The 25466-nt window shown below is 54.4% G+C and carries 19 protein-coding genes; 7 read left to right on the top strand and 12 right to left on the bottom strand.

Annotation, left to right across the window (positions count from 1 at the left end):
- Window positions 1-253 precede the first annotated feature (253 nt).
- The 11 genes from Pla52nx_RS31570 to Pla52nx_RS31520 form a co-directional block, all read right to left on the bottom strand.
- Window positions 254-1732: a sulfatase gene (locus Pla52nx_RS31570; RefSeq protein ID WP_231741857.1), complete on the bottom strand. Its 1479-nt coding sequence runs from the start codon at window positions 1730-1732 to the stop codon at window positions 254-256.
- 7 nt (window positions 1733-1739) lie between these two features.
- Entirely contained in the window at window positions 1740-3245 is a 1506-nt protein-coding gene (locus Pla52nx_RS31565) for a complex I subunit 4 family protein (protein WP_146519275.1), read from the bottom strand.
- Between the two features lie 72 nt (window positions 3246-3317).
- Complete coding sequence (locus tag Pla52nx_RS31560) at window positions 3318-5297, bottom strand: NADH-quinone oxidoreductase subunit L (RefSeq protein WP_146519276.1); 1980 nt, start codon at window positions 5295-5297, stop codon at window positions 3318-3320.
- 27 nt (window positions 5298-5324) lie between these two features.
- Complete coding sequence (locus Pla52nx_RS31555) at window positions 5325-6821, bottom strand: complex I subunit 5 family protein (protein ID WP_146519277.1); 1497 nt, start codon at window positions 6819-6821, stop codon at window positions 5325-5327.
- Complete coding sequence (locus Pla52nx_RS31550) at window positions 6818-7213, bottom strand: cation:proton antiporter subunit C (RefSeq protein WP_146519278.1); 396 nt, start codon at window positions 7211-7213, stop codon at window positions 6818-6820. The genes Pla52nx_RS31555 and Pla52nx_RS31550 overlap by 4 nt, the downstream gene beginning before the upstream one ends.
- Window positions 7210-7659, bottom strand: coding sequence for an MnhB domain-containing protein (locus Pla52nx_RS31545; RefSeq protein ID WP_146519279.1), 450 nt, complete (start codon window positions 7657-7659; stop codon window positions 7210-7212). The genes Pla52nx_RS31550 and Pla52nx_RS31545 overlap by 4 nt, the downstream gene beginning before the upstream one ends.
- Window positions 7656-8186 carry a DUF4040 domain-containing protein gene (locus tag Pla52nx_RS31540; RefSeq protein ID WP_146519280.1) on the bottom strand — a complete coding sequence of 177 codons (531 nt, stop codon included), beginning with the start codon at window positions 8184-8186 and terminating at the stop codon, window positions 7656-7658. The genes Pla52nx_RS31545 and Pla52nx_RS31540 overlap by 4 nt, the downstream gene beginning before the upstream one ends.
- On the bottom strand, window positions 8170-8523 hold the full coding sequence (mnhG, locus tag Pla52nx_RS31535) for a monovalent cation/H(+) antiporter subunit G (RefSeq protein ID WP_197454427.1): 354 nt from the start codon (window positions 8521-8523) through the stop codon (window positions 8170-8172). The genes Pla52nx_RS31540 and mnhG overlap by 17 nt, the downstream gene beginning before the upstream one ends.
- The gene (locus Pla52nx_RS31530; RefSeq protein WP_146519281.1) at window positions 8520-8789 is read right to left on the bottom strand and encodes a monovalent cation/H+ antiporter complex subunit F; all 270 of its coding nucleotides are present in this window, start codon (window positions 8787-8789) and stop codon (window positions 8520-8522) included. Before Pla52nx_RS31530 ends, mnhG begins: the two co-directional genes overlap by 4 nt.
- Window positions 8786-9277: a Na+/H+ antiporter subunit E gene (locus Pla52nx_RS31525; RefSeq protein ID WP_146519282.1), complete on the bottom strand. Its 492-nt coding sequence runs from the start codon at window positions 9275-9277 to the stop codon at window positions 8786-8788. The genes Pla52nx_RS31530 and Pla52nx_RS31525 overlap by 4 nt, the downstream gene beginning before the upstream one ends.
- Window positions 9274-12252: a DUF2309 domain-containing protein gene (locus Pla52nx_RS31520; protein WP_146519283.1), complete on the bottom strand. Its 2979-nt coding sequence runs from the start codon at window positions 12250-12252 to the stop codon at window positions 9274-9276. Before Pla52nx_RS31520 ends, Pla52nx_RS31525 begins: the two co-directional genes overlap by 4 nt.
- A 292-nt stretch (window positions 12253-12544) precedes the next feature.
- Here Pla52nx_RS31520 and Pla52nx_RS31515 point away from each other — a divergent pair, with 292 nt between their 5' ends.
- The 7 genes from Pla52nx_RS31515 (at window position 12545) to Pla52nx_RS31485 (ending at window position 22698) form a co-directional block, all read left to right on the top strand.
- On the top strand, window positions 12545-13885 hold the full coding sequence (locus tag Pla52nx_RS31515; RefSeq protein ID WP_146519284.1) for a sulfatase-like hydrolase/transferase: 1341 nt from the start codon (window positions 12545-12547) through the stop codon (window positions 13883-13885).
- A 130-nt stretch (window positions 13886-14015) separates the two neighbouring features.
- A complete protein-coding gene (locus Pla52nx_RS31510) occupies window positions 14016-15545 on the top strand; it encodes a DUF3375 domain-containing protein (RefSeq protein ID WP_197454429.1) in 1530 nt (509 codons plus the stop codon).
- Entirely contained in the window at window positions 15542-16216 is a 675-nt protein-coding gene (locus Pla52nx_RS31505) for a DUF4194 domain-containing protein (protein WP_146519286.1), read from the top strand. Before Pla52nx_RS31510 ends, Pla52nx_RS31505 begins: the two co-directional genes overlap by 4 nt.
- Window positions 16209-19631, top strand: a complete 3423-nt coding sequence (locus tag Pla52nx_RS31500) for an ATP-binding protein (protein WP_146519287.1) — start codon at window positions 16209-16211, stop codon at window positions 19629-19631. Before Pla52nx_RS31505 ends, Pla52nx_RS31500 begins: the two co-directional genes overlap by 8 nt.
- Window positions 19628-20800 (top strand): Wadjet anti-phage system protein JetD domain-containing protein, encoded by a 1173-nt coding sequence (locus tag Pla52nx_RS31495; protein WP_146519288.1) that lies wholly within the window; start codon window positions 19628-19630, stop codon window positions 20798-20800. Before Pla52nx_RS31500 ends, Pla52nx_RS31495 begins: the two co-directional genes overlap by 4 nt.
- A gap of 182 nt (window positions 20801-20982) precedes the next feature.
- Window positions 20983-21873 (top strand): sugar phosphate isomerase/epimerase family protein, encoded by an 891-nt coding sequence (locus Pla52nx_RS31490; RefSeq protein WP_146519289.1) that lies wholly within the window; start codon window positions 20983-20985, stop codon window positions 21871-21873.
- Between the two features lie 15 nt (window positions 21874-21888).
- Window positions 21889-22698, top strand: coding sequence for an SDR family NAD(P)-dependent oxidoreductase (locus Pla52nx_RS31485; protein ID WP_146519290.1), 810 nt, complete (start codon window positions 21889-21891; stop codon window positions 22696-22698).
- Window positions 22699-22754: 56 nt separating this feature from the next.
- On the opposite strand, the gene Pla52nx_RS31480 is transcribed toward Pla52nx_RS31485, so the two are convergent.
- On the bottom strand, window positions 22755-24884 hold the full coding sequence (locus Pla52nx_RS31480) for a carboxypeptidase-like regulatory domain-containing protein (protein ID WP_342190300.1): 2130 nt from the start codon (window positions 24882-24884) through the stop codon (window positions 22755-22757).
- Window positions 24885-25466: the final 582 nt, after the last annotated feature.

Raw genomic sequence — 25466 nt, 5'->3', positions numbered from 1 at the left:
AACCGGACGCTATCGCGTGGCGGCTGATATGCGCAGCCTGTTTTCGTGCCAATCCGCGTAAGCCGTTTCGTTCAAACGTATTGCGAAAACTGTAGTGAGTCGCGTGAGTAATCCGGGCTAGCAGGCTGTTGATCTAGTCAGAACTGGGAATGGCAAGAGTTAGCCGTGGGTCATAAGGCACCGGGTATAGCGATAGGCCCGGCCGCTTACGCGTCGCGGCTCACTCAATCGACAGCCTGCCATTCAGAACGCTTCAACGCTCTTTGTTCACAAGATCAAATTGCTGGGCGAGGCGTTTCGAATGTGATCGGACAATGTCAGGGTGCATAGCAGCTACATTGCTCGACTCGTGTAGATCGTTGACCTGGTCATAAAGTTCACTCGCGATCACTTCGCCATTTTCGATCGAACGCCATTCGGTGTATCGCCAATCGCTCGTACGGACGGAGTATCCCCAAGCCTGCCAGTTCGACGGAGGGCCGTAGAACGGATGCTGATGCTGAGTGAAGGCGGCGTCTTTAACCGAAACGCTCGGATCAGAAATCACCTCGGCAAGACTGTCGCCTTGCAATCGCCGATTGAGATCGCCATCGATTCCGGCAAGTGAGGCCAAGGTGGGGTACAGATCAACCAACTCGGCAAGCGAGCTGGTCGACTTGCCGTGCCCGGCCGGTTGAGATGGATCGGCGATGATCAAGGGGACGCGAGCATCGAGTTCGAAATTGCTTGTCTTGCCCCACAAAGCCTGTTCACCGACGTGAAATCCGTGGTCGGAGGTAAACGCCACAATGGTATTTTCGGCGTGCCCGCTCTCCTGCAATGCGTCCAAAACTTTCCCGATCTGAGCATCCATGAACGCGATCGAAGCGTAGTAGCCATGACGGAAGTGTCGAACTTCCTCGTTCGTGAATGGCCGGTCTGCGGGAACCCCACCGTATCCCCGAATTTCTCTTGAATCATGCATGGCGATCGTCGGTGCGCCAGTCGGCGCTACCATGGATTCCGGCAGCGGAATCTGTTGTGGGTCGAACAGATCCCAATACTTCTTTGGTGCAACAAATGGCAGATGGGGACGCCAAAACCCGACCGCCACAAAGAACGGCTGTCCACCGGCGGGATGTTCTCGCAACATCGCCGCGGCAAGATTGGCGATCTGGCCATCGCGATACGCCGTATCAGGAACATCCAACGCTTCTGTGACAGGTGCCTTGTTGAAAGTCGTTTTCCGCAAGGCCGCCGGCGTGTTGTTGTAGACCGTATCGGCGGCATGCGTGCCGGTGTAGAGCACTTCGTCGATCGACCAAGAACGGCGATCTTGGGTATCGCCCATGTTGTGAAAGATTTTACCGATGTTCTGGCAAAAGTAGCCATGGTTCTTGAAGTGCTGTGGCAGAGTGATCAATGTCGCCCCACCCTTTGCCGTGTCGCGAAAATACTTTCTCAAATCGTCCACCTTGACCGTGGCCGGTCGCAACCCGGTGAGAAAGGATGATCGAGACGGATTGCAGACAGCCTGCTGACAGTAGGCGTTCTCAAAGGTCAATCCGCGAGAAGCAAGCCGATTTAAGTTCGGCGTGACCGCTGCGGGATCTCCATAGGGTCCGATCGCGCAGTTCAAATCATCGGCAACGATGAACAACACGTTGGGGCGTTCGCAATGGGCCTTGAGCCCGGCCACAATCAGAAAAGTGAGGCAGAACAGATGTTTCATCATCTCGTTGAGGCCTTTCATAGAGTGTTCATTCTCGATTACGGTCAACATTGCGGTCGACGGGTTCATTCATCAATTGAACGATATTGGCAACGTCGTTTTCCATGGATCGTATCAATGGGCTCGGGTAGAGGCCAATCCATAGCACGACGGTTGCCAACGCGACCAGGGAAGCGGATTCTCTCATCGTCAAGTCGGGCAACAAAGAGGCTGTTTGCGTCGAGGGCTGCCCCAGCACCACTCGCTGCAGCATCCACAACATATACGACGCGGCGAGCAAGATCCCTACCAACGCGAGCAAGACGGCCATCAAATTCTTCTCAGACGCTCCCACCAACACCAGGAATTCACCGATGAAGCTGCCTGTTCCGGGTAGCCCAAAGGACGCAAAAACGAATAGAGAGAACCAACACGCAAACCGTGGCATTTGTTTGTGCAGTCCGCCGTAGGCATAAACAGATCGATCGTGCGTACGCTCGTAAAGCTGTCCGACCGCCACAAAGATCGCGCCGGTGACGATCCCATGGTTGAACATTTGCAAAATCGCACCTTCGATTCCTTGCTGACTGAAGGAAAAAATTCCCAGTGTGACAAACCCCATGTGGGATATCGACGAGTATGCAATCAGCTTCTTCAAATCGTCTTGTGCCAGAGCCATCACACCGCCATACAGAATTCCAGCAACGGAGAGCCACACCATCAAGGGAGCAAACGTTGCCGACGCGTCTGGAAACATCGGCAGACAAATTCTCAGGAATCCGTATCCACCCATCTTCAGCAAGATTCCGGCCAGAATCACGCTGCCAGCGGTTGGTGCTTCGGCGTGCGAATCGGGCAGCCAAGTATGAAAGGGCAGCATCGGCAACTTGATCGCAAACGACAGACAAAAGGCCAAGAACATCCACCACTGCGCGGTCGATGTGAATTCTCGTTGCGATAGCGTGATGATGTCGAACGTTCCTCCGCCCTGCAAATAAAGCGTCAGAATCCCGACCAGTAGCAACAGGCTCCCCGTCAGACTGTACAAAACGAATTTCAATCCTGCCGCGATCCGATTGGGACCGCCCCAAAGAATAATCAAGAAATACATGGGAATCATTGTGAGTTCCCAGAACATAAAGAGCTGAAAGAGATCCAGGGATGAAAAGACCACGACCATCGCGCCTTCGACCAGCAGGACCAGCATCATGAACGCCCGCACGTGCCTGGTAACAGAACTCCATGAACAGAGAACACAGATCGGCGCGAGCCCGATCGTCAGTAGCAGCAAAATGAGGCTGATTCCGTCGACTCCGACGGCATACTGAATGCTCAGGGTCGGCATCCAAGTCATCCTGTCAACAAACTGCATGCCTTGCTGAGTGGTATCGAAGCCAAACCAGAGCGTGAGGAACAGACCAAGATTCAGCAACGTGCACGCCAAAGTGGTCTGCCGCGCCCGCAGCTCGTCACGAACCAATGCAAGGACCGCGATTCCTAAGAAAGGAACCAGGATGATCCAAGTCAACAGATGGTCGGTGAAGAGAGAAATCATGAAATGCAGTTCGGCGCGGCGTGATCGCTAGGATTGATCGAGCGTTAAACAATGGAGGTGTTGTTCGTGCTGTCAGTTGTATAACACCAGCCAATAAAAGAGAGTCATGACCACAACGAGCCACGCGATTTGGATCAAAATCTGATGCTGCAGGGGGCGTGCGGAGAACTTTTGGATAGCGTCGTCTTGTTGCTTTGCAAAGCTCCCGATACGCGAGTTTCCTTGGACATCTATCGAACGCCAAATCCAGGCCGCAACGACGAGACTCATTTGCCCACTCAGGATGGAGACCCGATCGATGATTCCAACGTCCATCACCCGCCACAGGAACTTAGCCCAGCGGATGACAGGTTGAACCACCAAGACGCGGTAGATCTCATCAATGTAGAACTTGTTCAAGAACAAGACGTAAAGTCGCGTGCGTGCCCACTGTGGAACTAGCGAAAAGAAACGAAAACTAGGCGGCAAAACGCACGCAATCGCCCAGCCGATCGACGCAGCAGCCAGCGCCGCCAAGAACAATTGCCTTCGTCCATCAGGCAGCCAAGGCTCTGTTGGAGCGACGAGCGGCTTTGCCAAAGCTGGCATCAGGAACGTAGCAAAACCAGTCCATAAGACCATCAGAAAGACCGACAACGCCGCGATGCCGAGCGAAATCACAATCAAGTGAAATATCGAGTAAAAGCGTGGTCGAATCGGCTGATTGGGTCTGGTTTGAAAGAATTTTGTAACCGAGTGAACACAAAAGATCGCGGCGAAAAAGACGGTGAGGAGACCGATCGCGGCGAAAACGATTCCCGCCGCGGGTTTGCCATGCGCCGTCCAGAGATGTTCATAGGGGCCGGAGAATAGCAAAACCGGTGCGATGAGCGACAAGACAAACGCACCGGCGCAGAGCGATATAGACGGTCTTGAGTTGTCGACGGGGGGATCATGATGGCCGTGCGCAGCAATTGATTCAATCTGATTTCCCGCAGATAGAAACATGTAGGCCTTCAGAATCCCGTGAGCCAACAGATGAAACACTGCGGCCAGAAATGCTCCCAAGCCGCAGGCCATGATCATGACGCCGACTTGACTGATCGTGGTATAGGCGAGGGTTGACTTGATGTCGGTTTGAGTCAATGAAACGATCTTTGCAAAGAGAGCTGTGGTTCCCCCGACGATGGCAATCGTTGTCATCGCAACCGGTGACAGCAGCAACAACGGACTGAATCGAATCAACAGGAATGGCCCCGCGTTGACCATCGTGGCGGCATGGATCAAAGCCGAAACGGGAGTCGGCGCCTCCATTGCTTGTGGCAGCCAAACGTGGAAAGGCATTTGTGCCGATTTCCCCATGCAGCCGGCCAGCAGGCAGAGTGAGATCATCGTCGCCGTCGAGATCTGGAAATCCCTGCCTGCCCAGCCAAGCAGATTGACGGTCTTGTCGCTGATACTTGGGGCCAACTCGAGGATTTGACTGATCTCCAAAGTTTCAAAGGTGACGTAGGTCAGAATGAGTCCGAACAGCAATCCGACGTCGGCAACTGCATTGAACAAAAAGGCTTTCGTTGCTGCACTGCACGCCGCCTGACGTTCTGATTGATGCGAAATCAGCAAGTACGAGCAAATTCCCATCAGTTCCCAACACATGAACAGCATCAACAGATTGCTACTCATGACCAGCGTGATCATCGCAAACGTAAACAGAGCCATCAACGCAAAGAACCGGCCGAATCGAGCGTCACCGACCATGTATCGCGATGAGTACGCGTGAACCACGAAGCTGACGCCTGTCACCAGCAGCAACAGGAGTCCACTGAGTTGATCAATTTGCAACCCGAATTCGACCGTCAAGTCGCCGGACTGTAGCAGTTGATAAAGGCTTACTGAGATCGGCTGCCCCCATACGACGAGCTGCGCAACGGCCAGCACCGACAGGCCAAACGAGACACCAATCGCTAGCGTGCCGATCTTGCGACTGTTTTCGCCAAGCCGCCGGTCCGTCAGTGCGATGATGATCGATGCCAACAACGGCAGCAGAGGGATCAGTGCGTAGGCAGCGGACATTAAACTTGTAACCCTTGCATCAATGACTCAGAGCCCCACCGATGTTGCGGTCGCTCGAAAGAATCTCGACATGGGATCGGCACACAATCCCAAAACAACCATCGCGGCGGATGTCACCGCCAAACAAATCCGCAGGCCGATCTTTGATTCATTTGGCTGCTGCTCTGCTTTGCGATGACCATCGCCAAAAATGCCGCTAAAGATTTTGAGAAAGTAGGCCATTGTCAAAACGGTGGCGACAATGATGGCGGCTACCTCCACGTAGTTGGCAGCTTGCAACGCACTCAAGATGATTTGCCACTTTCCAAAGAATCCTCCGGTCGGTGGAACGCCGATCATCGACATCGCCAAAATGATCAACGACCCCACCAGCCATGGTGACCTGCGCAGTCTGCTTAACTCGTTCACGTTTTGAGCGTCATGGAGTGAGATCGCTGCCCCAGCGATGATGAACGCACTGGCTTGCATGACGGCATCATTGATCATGTAAAACAAGCTGCCGGCCAGGCCCACGCCGTTTTCCTGGCTGACTCCGATCAAAATCAGACCGATGTGCGAAATGCCCCCGTACGCGAACATCCGCTTCAGATTGTCTTGAGCAAGTGCGATAATCGCTCCCGCTACCGTCGCGATGGTGCCCAGCATGCCAAGCAAGGTCAGCAGATGGACATGCCCGATCTCGGCTCCGGCGCCGAGAACCCAAAACATGATTCGGACCCACGCGTAGAGGGCAATTTTAGTCATCAGACTCGCGAGCAACGGCGTGACTGCGGACGGGGCGCGAGCGTACGCACCGGGCAACCATCCGTGCAATGGGAACAGTGCCATCTTGATGCCGAGCCCGAGAAAGAGAAACGTTGAGCCGCCGATGATCGCCTTGGATGTCATCAACTCCGGTTTTTCGATCAGTTGCTGAGCCAAATCTCCCATATTGAGCGTTCCCGTGGCCGCGTAGAAGAAAACGACGCCCAGCAGGTAAAACGAAGAACCGAGCGTTCCGAGAATGAGATACCGAAACGCGGCAACGAGCGCCTTTCCGCCGGAGACACCGATCAATGCATAGGCGCACAATGCAACGACCTCCAGAAACACAAAGACGTTGAAGATGTCTCCAGCCAGTACGATCCCCGCCAATGCAGAAATCAGGATCAGCACCAGCGTGTAGTAAAGGACCACGCGACTGCCCAACGAACGTGGTAAATCCGTTGTGCCATAGAGGATGCAAATGCAGGACAGCCCGCTCAAAGTCACCAACATCACGCTTGCCAACGGATCGTTTACCCACTCGATTCCTAACGGAAACGCCGGCAAACTGGTGCTGATTGACCATCCGCCAAACGCGTAGCGTGATTCGCCATTCGCCAGCACCACATAGAGATTCACGATGGCTGCGACGCTCATGGCAATCGTTGCCAGCAACGCGATGGGACCGCACCAATCACGGTTTCGGTACCCGATCATCGGGACGCAGATCGCGGTAACGAAGGGGATCAAGAAAATCACGACAGGGAGCTGATCCATCATTTCAGCTTCTCCAAGATTTCATTCTCGTCGAGGCTATCGTAGGTGCGATAGATCGCGGCGACCAAGGCCAACGATACTCCTAGCGTCGCCACTTGAACGACGATCGCGGTCAGGGTCAGAACATGCGGCAGTGGGTTGGCATATTCATTCGGATCGATCTCGTTCACGGCGGAGACGAGAGAGTCGTCGCCTTGCAAGATGGGAACGGTGGCATCTTTCTTGGCGCTGAACGTGACGAGCAGGAAAATGATGCTCGTCTGCACCAAATACAGGCCAATCAGTTTCTTGATCAGATTGGGATGACTGACCATGATGAACAGTCCCCAAAGGAATAGGATGACAAAGGCGATGAAGTTGGGGCGTTGAAGGGCAGATGTGATGTGTTCAATCATGGGTCATCTCTGTCGTCGTCGATGAATGCCAAGCTAAAGACAATCGAAATCGCGGTCACGGCAATGTCGATGGCAACTCCCACTTGCGTCAGCAGGATTCCCAGGTAATGACGCTCCACATCGGTATCGATTCCGGGAATCGTCAAGCCGGAATAATTCAAATACTGCCCTCCTCCGATCAGACACAGTCCACCGATCCCCGCAAAAATCAGCAGCCCCACTCCGTCTCCGTGCATGGCTTTCTGTGCCAAACGATAGGGTTGTGAATCGGGTCCGAACACCAGGATGCCGAGGATCAAGCTCGTGCCCAACATCACGCCGCATACAAATCCGCCACCGGGACCTTGCTGACCAAAGAACAACACATAGAGTGCGTAGAGTTGAATCAACGGGATCAGAACTCGGCTCATTTTTCGCACAATGACACTATCGTGAGCTTGGATCATTTTCGATCTCTCCTGAGCAACAGTGCGCACGCGATGCCGGCGGTGAAGATCACACTCGTTTCGATAAGTGTGTCAAAGGCACGATAATCCATCAGGACAGCAGTCACGACATTGGACGATCCGGTTTCCTGCAAGCTGTTCTTGAGGTACTCCGAAGAAACATGAACATTGGGTGGCGATTCCGGGTTGCCGAACTCGGGGAAATCCTCCGCCGCATAGAGCAACAGAACAGCAAGAATCGGCAGCCCGATCAAAGCGGTCAGCGGTGGCGAAAATCGACCAATTCGAATGTCTTTGGGTGAGGTGCCAAAGAGCGTGAGCAAGAACAGTACGGTTGCCAATCCAGCGCCGACGACCGCCTCCACAAACGCGACGTCGACAGCGCCCAGCCATGCCCAGACCAGTGCCAGGAAGAAACTGTAGGTACCCAGAATGAAGATAGAGCTGATGAGATCTTTGGCCAAGATCGCGCCGGCCGCAGTCAGGATCAGCAGGATCAGCAGGGGGACTTCAAACCAAAACGTCATCGTCGTCGCTGCTCCCTGGTCGAAGGCCACAGCGAAATGCCGAACGCACCGTTGCGTGAGCAATCACCGGATTGAGTAGATACAACAGCATTAGCACCACAAGGATTTTGACAGAGTTGGTCGTGAACCCTTGATAGATCGCCAGTCCACCCAGCAGAAACAACGCTCCCAATGAATCGGTGAGTGAGACCGCGTGTGATCTTGTGAAAACATCAGGCAATCGAAGGACACCCACGGCAGCCACGAATAGAAAGAACAGGCCGATGAGAATCATGACGACAGCAATGCCCACTGTCGCCCAACGCCCGACTTCAATCATCAACTCTGCGAACGTCATAACGCCTCCCTCTTTTTCTCCAGGTACTTGGCAATCGCCAATGACCCGACGAGGTTCAGTAACGCGTAGCCGGTTGAGATGTCAACAAACATGTCAACTCGCCCGTAATACGTTCCAATCACAACCATCAATATGATCGCTTTGGTGGACATCCCGTTCAGCCCCAGAACGCGGTCAAAGACGGTCGGCCCTCGGACGACACGGTACAGGTAGACCGCCATCAACAAGGTGATCGCGATCATGATGACCAAGAAAAAGATCTTCATGGCCCTTTCTCCACGTTTCGGACCATGCCGGCTATCCGTTGCTCGATCTGCTGATCCATCAAATCGCTTGCCGACGCCGAATCAATGGCATGAACAACCAATTCCTGTCCGTTCACTTCGAGGGTAATCGTTCCGGGTGTCAACGTGATGGAATTGGCCAAGAGAACGATCCCAGCGTCCTTCCGCAGTTCGGTTCGATACCGAATGATCTTCGGCGAAATCGGTAGTGAAGGGCTCAGGATCAACTTCGAAAGATGCACGCCGCTTTTGACCACTTGGACCACCAGCCAAGGGACATACCAAATGATGCTCATCGGCGGGATGAGCGATCGGGTTTGTTCACGCTCTGTGTTTAGCCAGGCAACGCCAAATGCCGAAATGACTCCCAAACCCATATGAAACCAATCAAAACTCTCGGACAAGACCAACCAGACAATGAAAAAGAACAGCGTCTTGTAAAAAAGGTTTCTGTAGAAGCGAGCACTCATGTCAACGGCTCCCAAGTGGCATCGGGAACATACCGTTGAAATGTTCCGGTTTCCGGATCAACCGCGACAAGATGGATCCACTGGTTGTGAAGCAAGTCTTGCAGCAGCACATGATGTCCAATGGCGGTTTCGATACGATTCGTGGGGGCTTCGATGATAGCGAGCAAACGCACCGGCTTGTGGTAGTGTACCCTCCCATCATTGACGCTCTGCAACGGAAGCCCTGCTTGTAGATCACCGTGGGCGCCGTGCATCACGCCGACGCCGGAGACCACGTTGTGCGTGACCTTGCTGCCGCTGCCGTAGTGATTCGGATCGACTGCGGAAAAGTAGTACTCCATGCTGATCCACTGAGCGACCACCAACGGCGCGGTCATCAACGCCTCCAGAATCGCTCCTTGCGGATCCGTCGCCCAGTCGTACGACTGCAGAAAAACCCGGCCTTCCAGATCGGCGCGATCCGTGAGCGCTCGTCGGCCAAGCACGAATGCTGCGTTGCCCGACAACCCCCATTCCGGTCGCACGTTTGCCCAGTCGACGCTGCGGGCCATCATGTGCTCATGTGCCGCCTGCGGCGAAAGATTTGCTGGAGTTTGAGGCAAGGTTTGGCCGCGAGACTGAGCTTGCAGCTCGCTGGCTCGCTGCATGTCTGCGACCAACTGCTGAAAGTCGTCGTCGTGGCTCGCGGGAACGTCTTGAGTGTCGTAGAACGTGATGGAGTCCGTGACCGTATTGTGTTTTGCCGCCAGAAACCAAGTTTCCTGCGGAATATACACGCCGTTCTCTCGCACGATGTCACGAACCTCGGGCGAGTTGGCCATCCGCGTAAAGACTCTCGCATTGGCGTCGCCATGTCCACCGCCACAGGCCCCACAGTTGTAGGCGGCAAAATAGGGGTTGTTGTCTGACGTGCTGCCGTGTCCACAAATCACGACGAAACGACCAAAGTCTTTCGTCAGCCCGATCGCTCTCATCGCGTTTTCGACAAAGGTTGCTTGTTCTGCGACAGTGAATCCATGCTGTAAAGAATCCGTCTCGTCGGATTCGTCGGGTTCATTGACCGAACACCGCTCCACAGGAATCTGCGTCGCGATACGCTGACCAAACCAATCGCTCACCCGTGACAGGACGGCATCAAACTTGCGTTGAAAGAATGTTTTTCCCCCCAGCATTGCCGAGAAGAAAACTCCTGCGACATCGATCAAGACGACAGAGCTGATCGCGTTGCGTTTCAAATCATAGAACAGGCTTTCGCCAAGTCGACTCCAACGAGATGAGGTGGCGTAAACATCCAATGCGTCCTGTTCTCCATCGCGAGCGACTTCATTGACTGCGAACTTGGGAGACAGGATGACCGGGCATAGCGCCGCGTGCTCATTGTCATCGAACGCTTGGTGGCTCATTGGGATCCCAAAGAACCCGGCAAACCCAAAGGTTTCGTATTTCTTCTGGGTCTCGATACAGCGGCGCATCGGTTCGGAGCGAACGTCGATACAGAATACGAACTGAGCCAGCGTTGACGTCTCAGTTACAGCTTCTCTTGTTTCTGACGCGGACAACTTTGCGATCAAGCGGTCACGAAAGCTGATTTCCAGAGCCGTCAACCATACCACGCCGTGATCCTCACTCGGAAACGCATCCAGCCACCCCAACAATGTTTGCACATCCCTTGTGGATAGCGACTGAACGTCTTGAGAGGTTAAGCCGAGGAACTGAGCGAGATGAAACAGCCGCCAACCGTCTCGACACGCGGCCTGTGTATCGGCATCAGTGATTTGCGTTTCGCCCGACATTCGTTGGGTGTATTCATCGCGATGTTTTTCCCAGTACCCAAGCAATGCAGGCAACGTCCCGTCGATGCCCCACTCTCGGCGACAGGCCGCTTCGACCAATTCGACTTCGTAGAACAAGCGAACCGCGAGATACTGGCCGGGGTCAATCGGATTGGTGTGTTGAAAAGGATAGCCGGGGTTCTCTCCACGCCAACGGATGAAACCCGTCCAACCAGGCAACTGGGCAAGATGCCGAGACAGATAGTCGATCCATTGCGATTCAGGAATACAGAGTCGCTGAAGACTCGATTCGACGGCTTCCTCTGGCGTCGGTGGCAACTCACGAATCTTTCGCCCCAGTCTCTTGATCCCAACAAATCGACCGGACCAATCACCGGCGGCAAGAAATCGCCAAGCGTCATAGAAACCGGCCGTTCTGTCGGGCATCTTCCAGCTCGCCATGCCCTCATCGAGAAACGCCGCACACCATTTGATCATCTGGTCGTTGATCTGATCAACGATGGAAACGCCAGTCAGTGCGTTCACCCAATCTCCCAGCGTTCGACCGTTGGGCAGCGATATCATGTCGGCGTGAGTTAGATCGGCCGTGGAGTCTCGACAATCTCGCTCGCCCGAATCGAATGTTGTTTCCGATGCGTTGCGCCCAAGGTCGTGTGGTTTTCGCACGGCCGCCAGAACCTGCTTCCAAAGCTCTCCCACGACCGGTGCGCGATCCCTTTCGTGCACTCGCAATTCTGCGGGCACATCGTGACGAAACCTCTCCAGCGCGCCGCCAGCCTGTAGCGTCCAATCCAATAGGGACGGATCCAAAGAGTCCAACCCGAACAAAAGATGCAATCGCAAGACATCCCAGAAGGAAACACACCGTTGGCCGATCGCTACTGAATCCGAGTCGACACTCTCCGCGATCGACTTCAAGGCAGAGTCAAGTGCTGAATCCAGCGCCGTGTCCGTGATTTCTCCGTCACGATGCAACTGTCGGTAGTCGTCATTGGGCAGGTAGCCACTCCCACCAAATGATTCTTTACCTTGACGAATCGCCTCGTCAAACGGCAAGTGCTCCAATCCACGTAGCGGATTTCGATAGGCAAACGTCTTCAACGGCCATGACTGAGCGACGGTCTTGGATGCATCCTCGATCAGAACTCGCAGTCGATCTTTGTCCTTGGACGCAAGTTGCACGGCTGACTGCTCCAAAATTGCGACTGATCGCGGCGACACGCCCGCGTTTCAACGGATCCACTCCATCTACACAATAGTTGAGTCGCACCGCAGGTACCACCATACCTGAACGGTACTACCTGTATTTCATTGTGACTGATCACCAAGGATTAGAAGTCGCTTAACGAACAATGCTCTCCGAACAGCCGGCCTTATCAGACGCAAAACCAAGGCGGGCATAGGCTCACGGAATTTCGTCCACTACACTGATACGAGCGAATCACCCACCTCCAAACGACCGACAAGGACCCGCATGCGTTATCCGGCGTCAAGCCTCATCGTTTTCTTGTTGGTTTTTGCCATTGTCCCTCAAAGCGAGACGCATGCTCAACTGGCCGACCCTCAACTGGCAACCCCTCAACTGGCCGACGACACACGGCCAAATGTTTTGTTGCTATTTGCGGACGACCTTGGATACGAGACGCTCGGTTGCTACGGCGGCCAGGATTTTCGTACACCGAATCTTGATCGCCTCGCCTCCCAGGGCATGCGTTTCAACCGAGCCTACACCAGTCCTGTTTGCACACCCTCACGCATGAGTCTGTATACTGGGACCTATGTTTCACGACACGGCTACTACAACGTCTTGCCTGTTCACCTTGGAACCAAGAAAGCCGTTGATTTCCGCAATCGCTGCACCACGTATCCTCAATTACTCCGCAAGGCCGGCTACCTAACATCGGTCACGGGCAAATGGCAGCTTGCTACGCTGGAGTTTCACCCAGAGCATTGCCGCGATGCCGGATTCGACTCGTGGTGCGTATGGCAGATCTGGCGGCAAGGAGCCAAAACCACGCGATACTGGAATCCGTGCTTCAATCACGACGGGCGTGTTCGTGACGATATCGCAAAACGTTTTGGACCTGACGTGTTGGCGGAATACGTAATCGAGCAGATGCGAACCGCTGTGCAATCCAAGCAGCCGTTCTACATTCACCACAACATGCTATTGCCGCACTGGCCGATCATCGATACTCCCGATGATCGTGCCAGTGGCAAGCAGGCGTCGTTGGGCGGAATGATCCAGTACATGGATCAGTTGTGCGGTCGAATTCTCGACGAAGTCGACCGGTTGGGTATTGCCGAAAACACCGTGGTCATCTTCATGGGTGATAACGGCACGGATTTGAAAACGCCGCGAACCACGAACGATGGAACGGTCAAAGGCGGCAAGACGGATTTCAATGATGCCGGCACGCACATTCCGATGATTGTGCGACAGCCTGGCAAGATCGCTTCGGGCGTCGTCGTCGACGACTTGATCGACATCGTCGATTGGTTTCCCACCCTTTGCGAACTCACGGGCGTTGAGATTCCCACAGGCGTTCCCTGTGACGGTGTCTCCTTCGCGGGGCGCTTGCTGGGTGGCCAGCCAACGACTCGACCCTGGGTGGTCGGTGGTTATCGCGATGACATTAGTTTGTTTGACGGACAGTGGCGACTGAACGCGAGATCCGGGCGTGTCATCGATGCACGCGGGCTACCGGCAGAGACCATCATCGAGACGATTCCAGAGACAGAGATGGGCCGAATCAATGTGCTTCGTGACGCAGCGTCGACACTCTTGAAGCTCCAGAGAGCTGAAGCAAACTGACGGATCGAATATCGTCCCAAAAACGCTCATTCACAGCGAGTATCCGCCGTGGATTGGATCACCAAGACCTGAAGTCGAAAATCATCGTGGTGTGACCAAACGTGTCCCTGTTGTTTCTACAATGAGCGGCATGACTCTCGATGCCATCTCGACGTTTTTGGATTCTTCGCCAACGATTCGACTTCTGAAATCGGATCTCGCCGCTTATGTGATCTTCTTCCTGCGTCAATCTTTTAAGGCAAACAACGAGGAATCCGCCCTCTCCTTTTCACACGATGATCTGGTCCATCGTCTGCGAAATTACCAGGAAGAACTGCATGAGGAAGAGCGGCCGGTTTTGTTGGGTTCCCCCGACCGCTACCTCCGTGAGTGGTCGGATGCGGGCTGGCTACGTCGTTTTCTGCCAGCGGATTCATCTGGGGCACACTATCAACTGACCCGATACAGCGAAGATGCGATTCGTTTTGTCGACAACGCACTGTCTCGCGATAGCCGCTTGGTCGGTACAGAAAGTCGATTGCGGTTGGTGATCGATACTCTGGCCGATTTGGTCCGTGGAGCTTCGTCGGACCCGGATCGACGCTTGCAGGACTTGCTGTCTCAGCGCGAGCGGATCGACGCAGAGATCGAATCGGTCCGCGGTGGAGGCAAAGTGGAGACCTATCATCCGGCTCAGATTCGCGAACGCTTTCACACCGCGGTGGATCTGCTGAAAACACTACAGGGGGATTTTCGCGCTGTCGAAGATCGGTTTGAGACAATTGGTCGGCAAGTGCAACGAGACGCGATGGCCGACGATCGTCGGCGGGGAGAAATCTTGGCATCCGCTCTCGATGCGGAAGACTTGATCAAACAACAGGACGAAGGAGTCAGTTTCAACGCGTTTGTCAATTTCTTGTTCGCTCCACACGCACAATCCAAACTACGAGAAACGATCGCGGAAGTCACCCGGATCGACGCGATCTCCAGCGAGCGTGCGGCGATCGAGCATGTGCGTGCGATGGTGCCTTCACTGTTGGCCGAAGCCGACAATGTGCTGCGTCAAACAGGTCGACTCTCGCAAACGCTGCGTCGTTTGCTGGACGACCAATCGGCGGGGCATCGAAAACGAACGGCAGAAGTCTTGCGAGACATTCGCACCCTGGCCTTGCGGCTAAAGAATCAGATCGACGCCGACAAACAACCACTACCAAACGATATCGGTATCGAAGTCGAAACGGTGATCGGTGTCGCGTCTCCCTTGACTCGACCATTTTGGACACCGCCGCAAACATTCGATTTGACCCCGGAAACACAGACCATTGACTTGGCAATCATCCAGCGTGAAGCACGGAAACTGGCGAGTTTGCAACGTCTGGAATGGGATCGGATGCGGGACACGATTGCCAAAGCGACTGCTGAGAGTCCATCCATTGGGTTGCCTGATCTCATCAAGCTGCGTCCATTGAGGGTCGGAGTCATCGAACTGGTGGGATGGATTCAGATCGCACACGAGGACGGCCACCGAATCGATCGCGATGCAGTGGAGGAGATCGAAGTCCACACATTGAACGCGTCAACAGGAGGGCCAGCTTTGCTGCGTGTTCGTGTGCCCATCGTGACGTTTCATCGCACCCGCGAAGAAGCGAGCGTACCAGTCCGCACCCGGAGGCCACGATGATGGACGACGCGCAAGACAAATCCCTCTCGCCCGATTCTCTGCCACCGCCAGTTCCTTGGGCACCGGCCGCCGTTCGATTGCTGCAGGGCATCGTGTATCATGACGACGCCGGCGACACCTGGGAGCAAATCCTCTCGGGCGCTACACCTCTGGGCGACTACTTTGCAAGGATCGGGTTGATGCTGATCGTCAACGAAGAAGACGGAATGGCTTACTTACGTCAAATCGAGCCGGAAGTATTGCCGCCCGATTACCCATCGATCCCAAAACTGTTTCGTAGCGTTCGATTGACTTTCGAGGCGTCGCTGTTATGCGTGCTTTTGAGAGACGAATTGCGTCGATTCGAAGAAGAAATCCATCGTGACGACCGCTGTGTGGTCGAACAATCATCGCTGCTAGAACTTTGGCAGTCTCTCGTGCCCGGCGAATCCGACGCGATCCGCGCAAATCGGAACTTGAGCGGTCAATTGCGAAAACTGGAGGAGCTGAAATTTGTTCGTCAGTTCGAAAAAGAGCCAGCAAGTTGGGAGGTGCGTCGCATCCTGAAAGCCAGACTGCCGCTGGCTGATCTGGAGCGTCTTCGCTCGGACCTTGAGTTGGAACTACAGCGACGTTTGACAGGCGATTCAGCGGTCACGGCAACAGACTCGTGGGAGACATCAGATGAGTGAGTCGGTCTCTCGATCCCAAACGATGCCACTTTTTGCGGGGGAGCAAAAACCCGACGAAGACGCTCAACGCCAGCCGGGGTTTCGCTTATCCACCTTTGAGGTATTCAACTGGGGGACCTTTGACGGCAAGGTTCATTGTTTCCATCCTCGTGGCACGACCTCGCTGTTGGTCGGAGAAAACGGGGCGGGCAAGTCGACGCTGGTCGACGCGATGTTGACGTTGTTGGTTCGCCCCGGTATTCGCAACTATAACGTCGCGGCCGGAGCAACCAAGAAAGAGCGTGACGAGCGGACCTACATTCGCGGCGCGTATGATCGAACAGCCGGTCGTGATGAGAAACCCCAGATTCAGTACCTGCGAGAGGGCAGCGGATTTTACACAGCGCTGCTCGCGACGTTTTCCAGCGCAAACTCGGGGAAACAATTCACGCTGTGCCAAGTCATGTATTTGACGGCATCGGGTGACCGAAAAATCTTTTATGGGTTCGACACGCGTGCTCGCAGCATTGCAGAGGACCTGGGCGGGCTCAAATCAGGTGGCGACATCAAGTCCGCAATGGCGGAGCGAGGATTCCAGGTCACAGAGAGCTACAAGCAATACCACAATTGGTTTCAGCGTCAGGTCAAGTTTCGACCCAAGGCGATGGATATCTTTAATCAAACGGTTGCCGTCAAAGATGTTCAACGCTTGGACCAATTCATCCGCGACCACATGTTGGAGAAGAAGCCATGGAATGACAAGGTCTCCAGCTTGCTGCAGCACTTTGCCGAACTGAGCGAAGCCCATCGCGCGCTCATGCAGGTGCGACAACAGTCTGAACTACTGGTCCCCGTCATGAAATGGGGGAAACGCTATCGAAAGGCAAACGAGCAACTGCAGGAGGCACGTGACCAACATGACTCCGTCTCACTGTACTTTGATCAAGCCATTGCCGATCTGTTGCGTCCGCTATGCCAACAGTGGCAGTTGCGAATCGATCATCTGGACCAAGAAATCACCGTGCTTGACGCTTCTTTGAAGACCAAGCGAAGCGATGCGGCCAGGCTTGAGCACGAGATCGCCCACAGTGGCGGTGCCAGACTGCAGCGATTGCCCGATTTGATCGCTGCGGAGGAGCGTCAAGCCGAGTCAAAGCGAGACAAACGACTGCTTTTTGAAGCGAAGCTGAAGCAAGCCGGCATAGCGATTTCCATCAGCAGCTCTCAGCAACTGGAAAAGGCTCACGCAAGGATTTCAGAGACTCGAGAAGAGCTTCGACGTAAGCGAACGGAAGCCGTTGAGCGATTGGGAAAGAAAGAATACGAACTTGGCCGACTGAGAGAACGGCTTGACGAGGACAACGCCGAACTGGAATCACTCCGTCGTCGCAAGGGAAACCTGCCAGATGCCTTCATCGAAGTGCGTCGCGCTTTGTGCCAAGCCTTTAAACTGTCGCCCTCCGATCTGCCGTTCGCCGCCGAATTGATCGCCGTCGATCCTGAACATTCCCGCTGGGAAGCTTCGATCGAACAAGTCTTGCATTCGTATGCTCGTACCCTGTTGGTACCCGACGATCTGTATGCCAAGGTATCAGGTTACGTCGACGCAAAACGACTGACGGATTCACGCGGTCGTGGAGCACGACTGACTTATGATCGTGTCGCACCGACGTCAGAATCGACGGCCCGTTCGACGTCTGCCGTTTCAGCAGAATTGTCGTTGCCCGATATGCTCAGCTACCGCGACGATCACCCATTGGCTGCTTATCTTCGCGGCGAAATTCGGCATCGATTTGACCACTTGGCATGCGAGACGGTGAGCGATTTTCAAATGGCGTCCCGGCGCGCGATGACGCTTCATCGGCATGTCAAGCAAAATCATCGTCAACATGCCAAGGACGACCGCAATCAGGAAAACGATCGACGCAGCTTTGTCCTCGGTTGGGACAATCGTGCCAAACGCGAAGCCTTGGAGCAATCGATCCGAGATCAGCAAGCGGTCGTCGCGACGTGCCAATCAGAGATCGTGTCGCTTCGCCAAGCAAGTGATCGAGCCACTTCCCTACTGACGGTACTGGATGAACTATCCAATACGACGGACTTTGACGCGATCGACGACCATCGCCATGAATTCGAAGCGTCGCAGTTGCGATTGGAAAAGGCGAAACTGGAGGCATCCAATGATCGCGTCAAGGAATTGAAGTCGAAACTGGCAAAGATCAACGCGGAGATCGAGGGCTTAGATACCGATCGAGACGCCTACTTTGACGAGCGATCGCGGACGCAAAAACAGCTCGACGATGGAAAGAGCACGCTCGATAGCGTGGATGCGACACTGGCCTCTGCACAGAGCGACGGGTCACTGGAGACCGTTCAGCAGTATTTCGATGGCATTGCTTCGCAGATGGGCGATCGAACTTTGACCGTCGAAAACATGGGGCGGCTACCCACTCTGATTTCGCATGAGCTCTCGCTGCGGGTCGGCCAATTGGAAAAAGACGTCCAGCCGATTCGTGACAACTTGACCAAGTCGATGGGGCGATTGTTGACCAAGTTCCCCGTCTTCGAATCCGAACTGGATCCGACGCCGCAATCATTGACGAGTTTTGAGTCGCTCAATGAACGCATCACACAGGACGATCTGCCGCGTCACGAACGGCGATTTCGACAACGCCTCAAGGAAAAAGTGTTGCAGGAAATCGGGTTGCTGCACGGATCTCTGGAAGATGAACGCGAGGAGATCCGCAGCAAGATTGAGATTCTGAACGAAGCATTGAGGAGACTGGACTGGCGTCCGGGAACCTACATGCGTCTGGAACCCAGCGACACCAGTGATGCTGAGATTCGTGATTTTCGTCGCGACTTGGCCGGTTGCCTGGAGGGCACGCTGGATGGGACAGATAATGCAAATGAAGCCACATTTGCTCGAATCGAAAAGCTGGTCGGGCGTTTGAGAGACGACGCCAATTTGCGTTGGCGTGAAAAGGTCATTGACGTTCGCAATTGGTTCAAGTTTGCCGCTCGCGAATACGATGCCGCCACCGGCGATCCGGGCAGCTACTACGATGGCGGGACCGGACAATCCGGCGGCGAGAAAGGAAAACTCGCGTTCCTGGTGCTGGTTGCCGCGATCGCCTACCAGTACGACTTGCGTCCAGACGACCCCAGCGGCGATCGCTTTCATTTTGTCATGGTCGATGAAATGTTTTCGCGAAGCGACGACACCAGAGCCAAATATGCTCTGAATCTGTTCGCTCGCTTTGGATTGCAACTGGCCATCGTCGCTCCGCTGGACGCCAAAGCCAAGGTCACCGAAAGCTATGTCGGAATGTACGGACACATCATCAAAGACCCCGACACCAACCGCAGTGAACTGATCAGCTTGACCGCCCAGCAATACCGTGACGTCCAAGCAGAGGAAAACCTGGGCGGATGATCACACCGGAGGCGATTGCCGAAAAAGCCAGCCGGGTTTACCCCAAAGCCGTGAAGGCTTGGCTCGCGGGTGAACTGGAATCATTTTTCCCCCATCGGATCTCAGCCAATCTGTCCCTACCGAAGAACCATGCTGACGCGATCGCCGAGGTCGAGCGGTTACGGAAGTCAGCCAAACAATCCCTAGGACATGGATACACCGTTGCGTACGAATCCCGCCGCAGCCGAACGCACGGATTGAACCAGTTTCCCACCGCGATCTGGATTGAAACGATGGAGGATTTGGTTCATTTTACCGGCACGTCGGCAGAGTTCTCTAAGTTGCAGATCGCGGCGAGCACGCTTCGCACCCGTCGCCCCGAGCTTTCGTCTTGGCTGACGCGACAATCAAACTGGAAACATCTGTTGTCGGTCGCCAACGATCTGGAGGGTTTGCTGGACATCGTTGATTTCTTCGTTGCCCATCCGCGTCCCGACTGCTTTGCTCGCGAGTTGCCGATTGCGGTGTCGACCAAGCTGCTCGAATCAAATCGTCGACGACTGGCCACATGGTTGGACCTGGTGTTGCCGCCACACACGATCGATCATCGCTATGGATACGACGCATTCGAACCGCGATACGGCTTGAGGTACGCTAGGCCACATTTCCTGTTGCGAGTTCTGGATCGAGACTTTCAGTCCGAACTCGGATTGCCCTTTGATGAACTGTCGATCCCCGCCGAATCACTCGCACGACTGTCCGTCGCCGATGCCCGGATCTTGATCGTGGAGAACAAAGTCAACCTGCTGGCACTGCCAACGCTTCACCGTACCATCGCGTTGGGAGGCCTTGGCAATGGAGTCACTCAGTTGTCCGACATCGGCTGGCTTCGGCACAATCAGGTCTATTATTGGGGTGACCTCGATGCGGATGGTTTTGTCATTCTGGACCGTTTGCGGCAATCACTTCCCCACCTGCAAAGCTTGTTGATGGATCAATCGACGTATGATCAGTTTGCGGATTTGGCAACGAAAGGGAACGCGTCCGACCAAAGAGAACTCAGTCATCTCACCGAAGACGAACGATGCTGCTACGAGTTTGTCTGTCGTTGCGACACTCGGGTCGAACAAGAGCACCTTCCCAACGAATACCTCCTCAAGGCTTTGCAGGATTTGCCCTGTCGATTTTAGCTCGGTAATGGGATTCGCCAGAATTCCCTATTCACTGCCGCTCTCGATCGTACCATTCGTCAGAGTTTCCCAAGCAAACAGGCTCACTCAAACAGGTTGCGGAGATATCATTGCGTCAACCGAATCATTCGGGCTAACATTTCGCGTTTCAAAAAACATCCTCCCACTTCAGATAAACTCTCATGCCCCAACTCGCCGCATTTCCCAAAGCCTACATGCAAGCTCTCGTGAAAGACGGCTCGATGAAACTTGCGCAGTGGTTTGAACTTGCGACGACCCTGGATGTCGACGGACTGGAGTTCTATGCCGGATTCCTTGAGATGCAAAACAAGGAAAATTGGCCACTCTTTCGGGAGCAGGTCGCGGACCTTGGCATGACGATCCCGATGTTGTGTTGTTCGCCGGACTTCACGCACCCCGACCGCGCTTTTCGCGAGCGAGAGATCGAAAAGCAGAAAGGCTGGATCGACATGACGCATGCGTTGGGCGGCGGCTATTGTCGAGTACTCAGCGGACAACGCCGCCCAGAACTCACGATGGACGAAGGTGTGAAGTTGGCGGCGGACAGCATCTATGAGTGTTTGCCATACGCACAAGAACGAAACATCACGCTGATTCTGGAGAACCACTACAAAGACGACTTCTGGGAATATCCAGAGTTTGCTCAGGCAATGGACGTGTTCTGCGATCTCGTTGCCGCCATCGACCATCCCAACTTTGGAGTCAACTACGACCCAAGCAATGCCTTTCTTGCTGGCGATGATCCGATCGAGCTGCTCAAACGGGTATCACACCGAGTGGTCACGATGCACGCCAGCGATCGCTATTTGCTCTCGGGAACGATTGAAGACCTACGAGCCGAAGAGGGCGGATCAGTGGGCTACGCAAAACGGCTCAGTCATGGCGAAATCGGGAAAGGCTTGAACGACTACGACGCCATCTTTAGCGAACTGAAAAACAAAGGATTCGACAGTTGGATCAGCATCGAAGATGGCGTCGATGGGATCGATCAATTGCGACGAAGTGCTGATTTCTTGCGGGACAAAATCGCTCAACATTGGCCACATCGCTAACAAGGACACGGATCAATGGATCTAGGATTGCAGGGTCAGAGGATCTTGATCACGGGCGCGGCCAGTGGCATCGGCTTGGCGAGTGCGCGAGCGTTTGCCGCCGAAGGCTGTTCGCTGCTGCTCTGGGACGCATCTGACCAGATGCCCTCGATTGCTCGCTCACTGGCGAGCGAGTTCGACATCCCGATCGACTCGGGCGTCATGGATCTCGTGAACCTGGAGGCTGTTCGTGATCAGTTTGCTGAGTTCACGTCCTCCGGCCGAACCATTCAGCACGTGGTGCACTGCGCCGCGGTCGGCTCGGGCAAGTTTGGTTTTCCCTTCATCAACCTGCAGCCGAGTGATTGGGTGCGAACCATCGAGGTGAATATTTTGGGCATGGTGAACATCGCCCACGTCTGCACCCCACATCTGATTCAAAACTCACAGGGCACTTTCGTTTTTCTTGCTTCTGTTGCAGGCCAGATCGGCTCGCCGACGGACCCACCCTACAGCGCCAGCAAGGCGGCGAACATCAACTTCGCCCAGTGCATGGCTCGGGATCTTTCGCGGCACGGGATTCGTGTGAACACCGTTTGCCCCGGCATGGTGCAAACGCCGCTGAACCGTTCGGTTTGGCAAGCTTGGTACAATAACGCTCCTGAAAGCGAAAGACTCAGTTACGATGATTGGGCGTCCAAGAAGATCCAAGCCACCGTGCCGTTGGGGCGATGGCAATCCAGCGAGGACGTCGCCTCGATGATCGTGTTCCTATCATCGGACCGAGCCAGTCAAGTCACTGGCCAAACCATCAACGTCGACGGCGGCACCGTGATGCACTGGTAGCTAGTTCCGCCGACGATCTCGCTGAGTGCCACGGCCCTGCTTTCACGGCCCTGCATTCACGGCTGCGCGTACAGCATATGATTGCGAACCTTATGCAACGCGTCACGATAATGAATCTCTTCGACAAATTGACCGTCTGAACCATATAGCAGCATTTTGTGATCAATATGGCCCGCGTACGCGTTGCTGAAATTCCCTCCACCCGTGACGATCGCGTACGAGAACGCATCACTTTTCTCGGCCAGTGCTTTGATTCGTGCCTGACGTTCCTGTTCATTTACCGGAGGCTCCAAAACAGCGATTACCAACAGGCCTTTATCCCCATAATGCCCGTCGATCATTTGGAGTACATCTTGCGGTTGCATCGGCCATCCGAAGTAAAGAAGCACAGATTTGCCCTCCATGTCAGCGTGGTCGAGCGGACCTGATTGAATCCATTCACCAAACTCGATGTCCGCCAGCCTCCGCGGCGCCTCTGGCTTGCCTTTTTCTTTTTCCATGACTTCCTGTAACAACGTTGGTGTCATCACGATCGGCCGTCGATCCCGCTTGGCACCGATCACAGTTTCGCGACTTTGGCGTTTGATGCTACTGGAGTAATCAGATCGAAATGCACCGTGGACTTCTGCTTGATAATCAATGCCTTCGCCAAGTCCTACAAATCGATAGGTGCCATCCATTCGAGACCTGGTTGTTTGAAGGGTCGTAATCATCGACAAGCCACGTTCGCCCCTGAACCGACCCTTTAGATTCACCGGGATGTCCGGCAACGGTTTTCCGTTCTCGTCCACCACCAAACCGATGATACTTCCATCGGGCGACAGCGTCGAATCGATCGCGTTCGCGTCGGGGCCAGCGTGAAACGAAACCGACAGTCGTTTCTGTGGATGGAATGCCATCGCGTATATGCCGCGTGAGATCTCCCTATCGTCCGTGACTCGGAATTGGCCCTGTCCGTCTGTCACCACAGCGTTTCGGCCTAGTCCATAAATGACAATCACGCCTGGAGCAGGATCGCCATTCGGCATTCTGACGGTACCAATGAACTCACGCGGTGCTGGTGCGATCAGATCTGGAACGAAGGTCGTTTCGTTAGCCTTCACTTCAACCAAATGTCGCGAGTTATTCAAACGTCGCGAATTGAGTCCTACACTGACGGGGATCGCTGGAACCTCCGCTTCATAGTTCCCTTCCAAATCGATTGATGCTTGAGCGATCACATTGTTATCGAATGCGAATTGAACGTAGAGGCCTGACTGACCAGCCCTTGTGTCTTCACGAAGAACCTTCCCGCGAACCTTGCCCTTCTCGTGGAGTGTGAACTTTAGGGATTGGCCGGCGCCTTTGTGGTAGACGTATCGTTCAGCCGGAAGGTATTTTGGATGCGAAACGGAAATGTTTCCGTGACGGTCGGGTAACCGCATGGACGCTCGTCCGTCGGAGTCTGGCTTAACGATCTCGACGTAAGTACCAGACTCTGTCTGGACAGTTGCCGCAATTGTCGTCTGAGGAACGGACAACGGATCCGCTATGCATTCGACCAGGAAGTTCACTTGATCTCCCCGGTCCAAAACGATGTCTGCTAACTCGTTCGAAACAAGCTGCGAACGTTGAACGCATCTCGCGAAATCCGGGTGAGTGAATTCCACCCTGTATGTTGAGCCAAGTGCAAGGTCCTCAAGCAATAGGTTTCCTTGGGAGTCCGATTCCGGCCGGTCAACACCTAGTGCATCAAAGACATCCGAAGACAACGGCGACATCAACTCGCCACCAGAAATAGAGGAAAGCACAGCATTGGGGATCGGGTCACCGTCCTTGTTGACGACATGAAATCTAGCAGGTGCGACCGAGTCTCGCATCGTGACATCAAACGTATAGTTCGTCTGCGCATGACTTCGTTCGACCCTCGATGCGATCACTTTTGCTTCAGAGGTCGCAAAGACGCTAATGGACGCAACGCCCTCAGGCAGATTCATGACCATGGTGTATCGACCGGAACTATCTGACCGAGTCCTAGGCATATCCTCAATTGCCATCGCCGTTCTGGGGGCGTAGACATTTGCCGTTGCAAGCACCAGGGCGTTGTCAATCGGCTTTCCAGAGGCGTCCGATATGACACCGGAGATGTTGACCCTTTGGGTTTCACTCTGGGCAAAACAGGTCGAGCACAGCACGAGGAAAAACATCGAGAGGGCTACTTTGCACTCAACGTGATTCATCGTGGACGTACCCGAGCAAATTGTGAACAGGTGAAAACTCTGTTGCGAGCTACGAACATAGCGAAATTGTAGTCCATTCTTGGGTCGCGACGGAAAGGGTCGCGTGATGGTAAGGGGCAGGAACCGTTTTGGCTGACGGTAATCTGGCCGAGATCATGCCGGCGGAAAACCTTTTTTCCGTGCCTCGATAGATGATGGGACTCGTTCCAGACAACTTGTTCGCGTGATCCCATCGTCCAATTGAATCCGCGAAGGGTGTCGCCCTGGATGGGACTTATGGGACTGGATGGGACCAATAGGACTTATAGGACCGATATGTCCTATTGGTCCCACTTGCCGATCGTTTCTCAAGCGTGGGGCAGCGTCGCTTTGACACCGGGCTGGACGATCGGTGCCTTCCGTTGAACGTTCGACAATCAGAACGCGACAACGACCGGCGTGACTGCCACCCACCCGATTTACAACCAGCGTCGTCAGAGCCACGTCCCAGCGGACGAGTTGGGCTATCATTGGAGATCCCTAGCACTCACCCGTCGAGCCATTTGCGGA

This window comes from Stieleria varia (assembly GCF_038443385.1).
Taxonomy (GTDB): domain Bacteria; phylum Planctomycetota; class Planctomycetia; order Pirellulales; family Pirellulaceae; genus Stieleria; species Stieleria varia.
The sequence above is the reverse complement of the archived record's forward strand: the minus strand, read 5'-3'. Positions and strand labels throughout refer to the sequence as shown.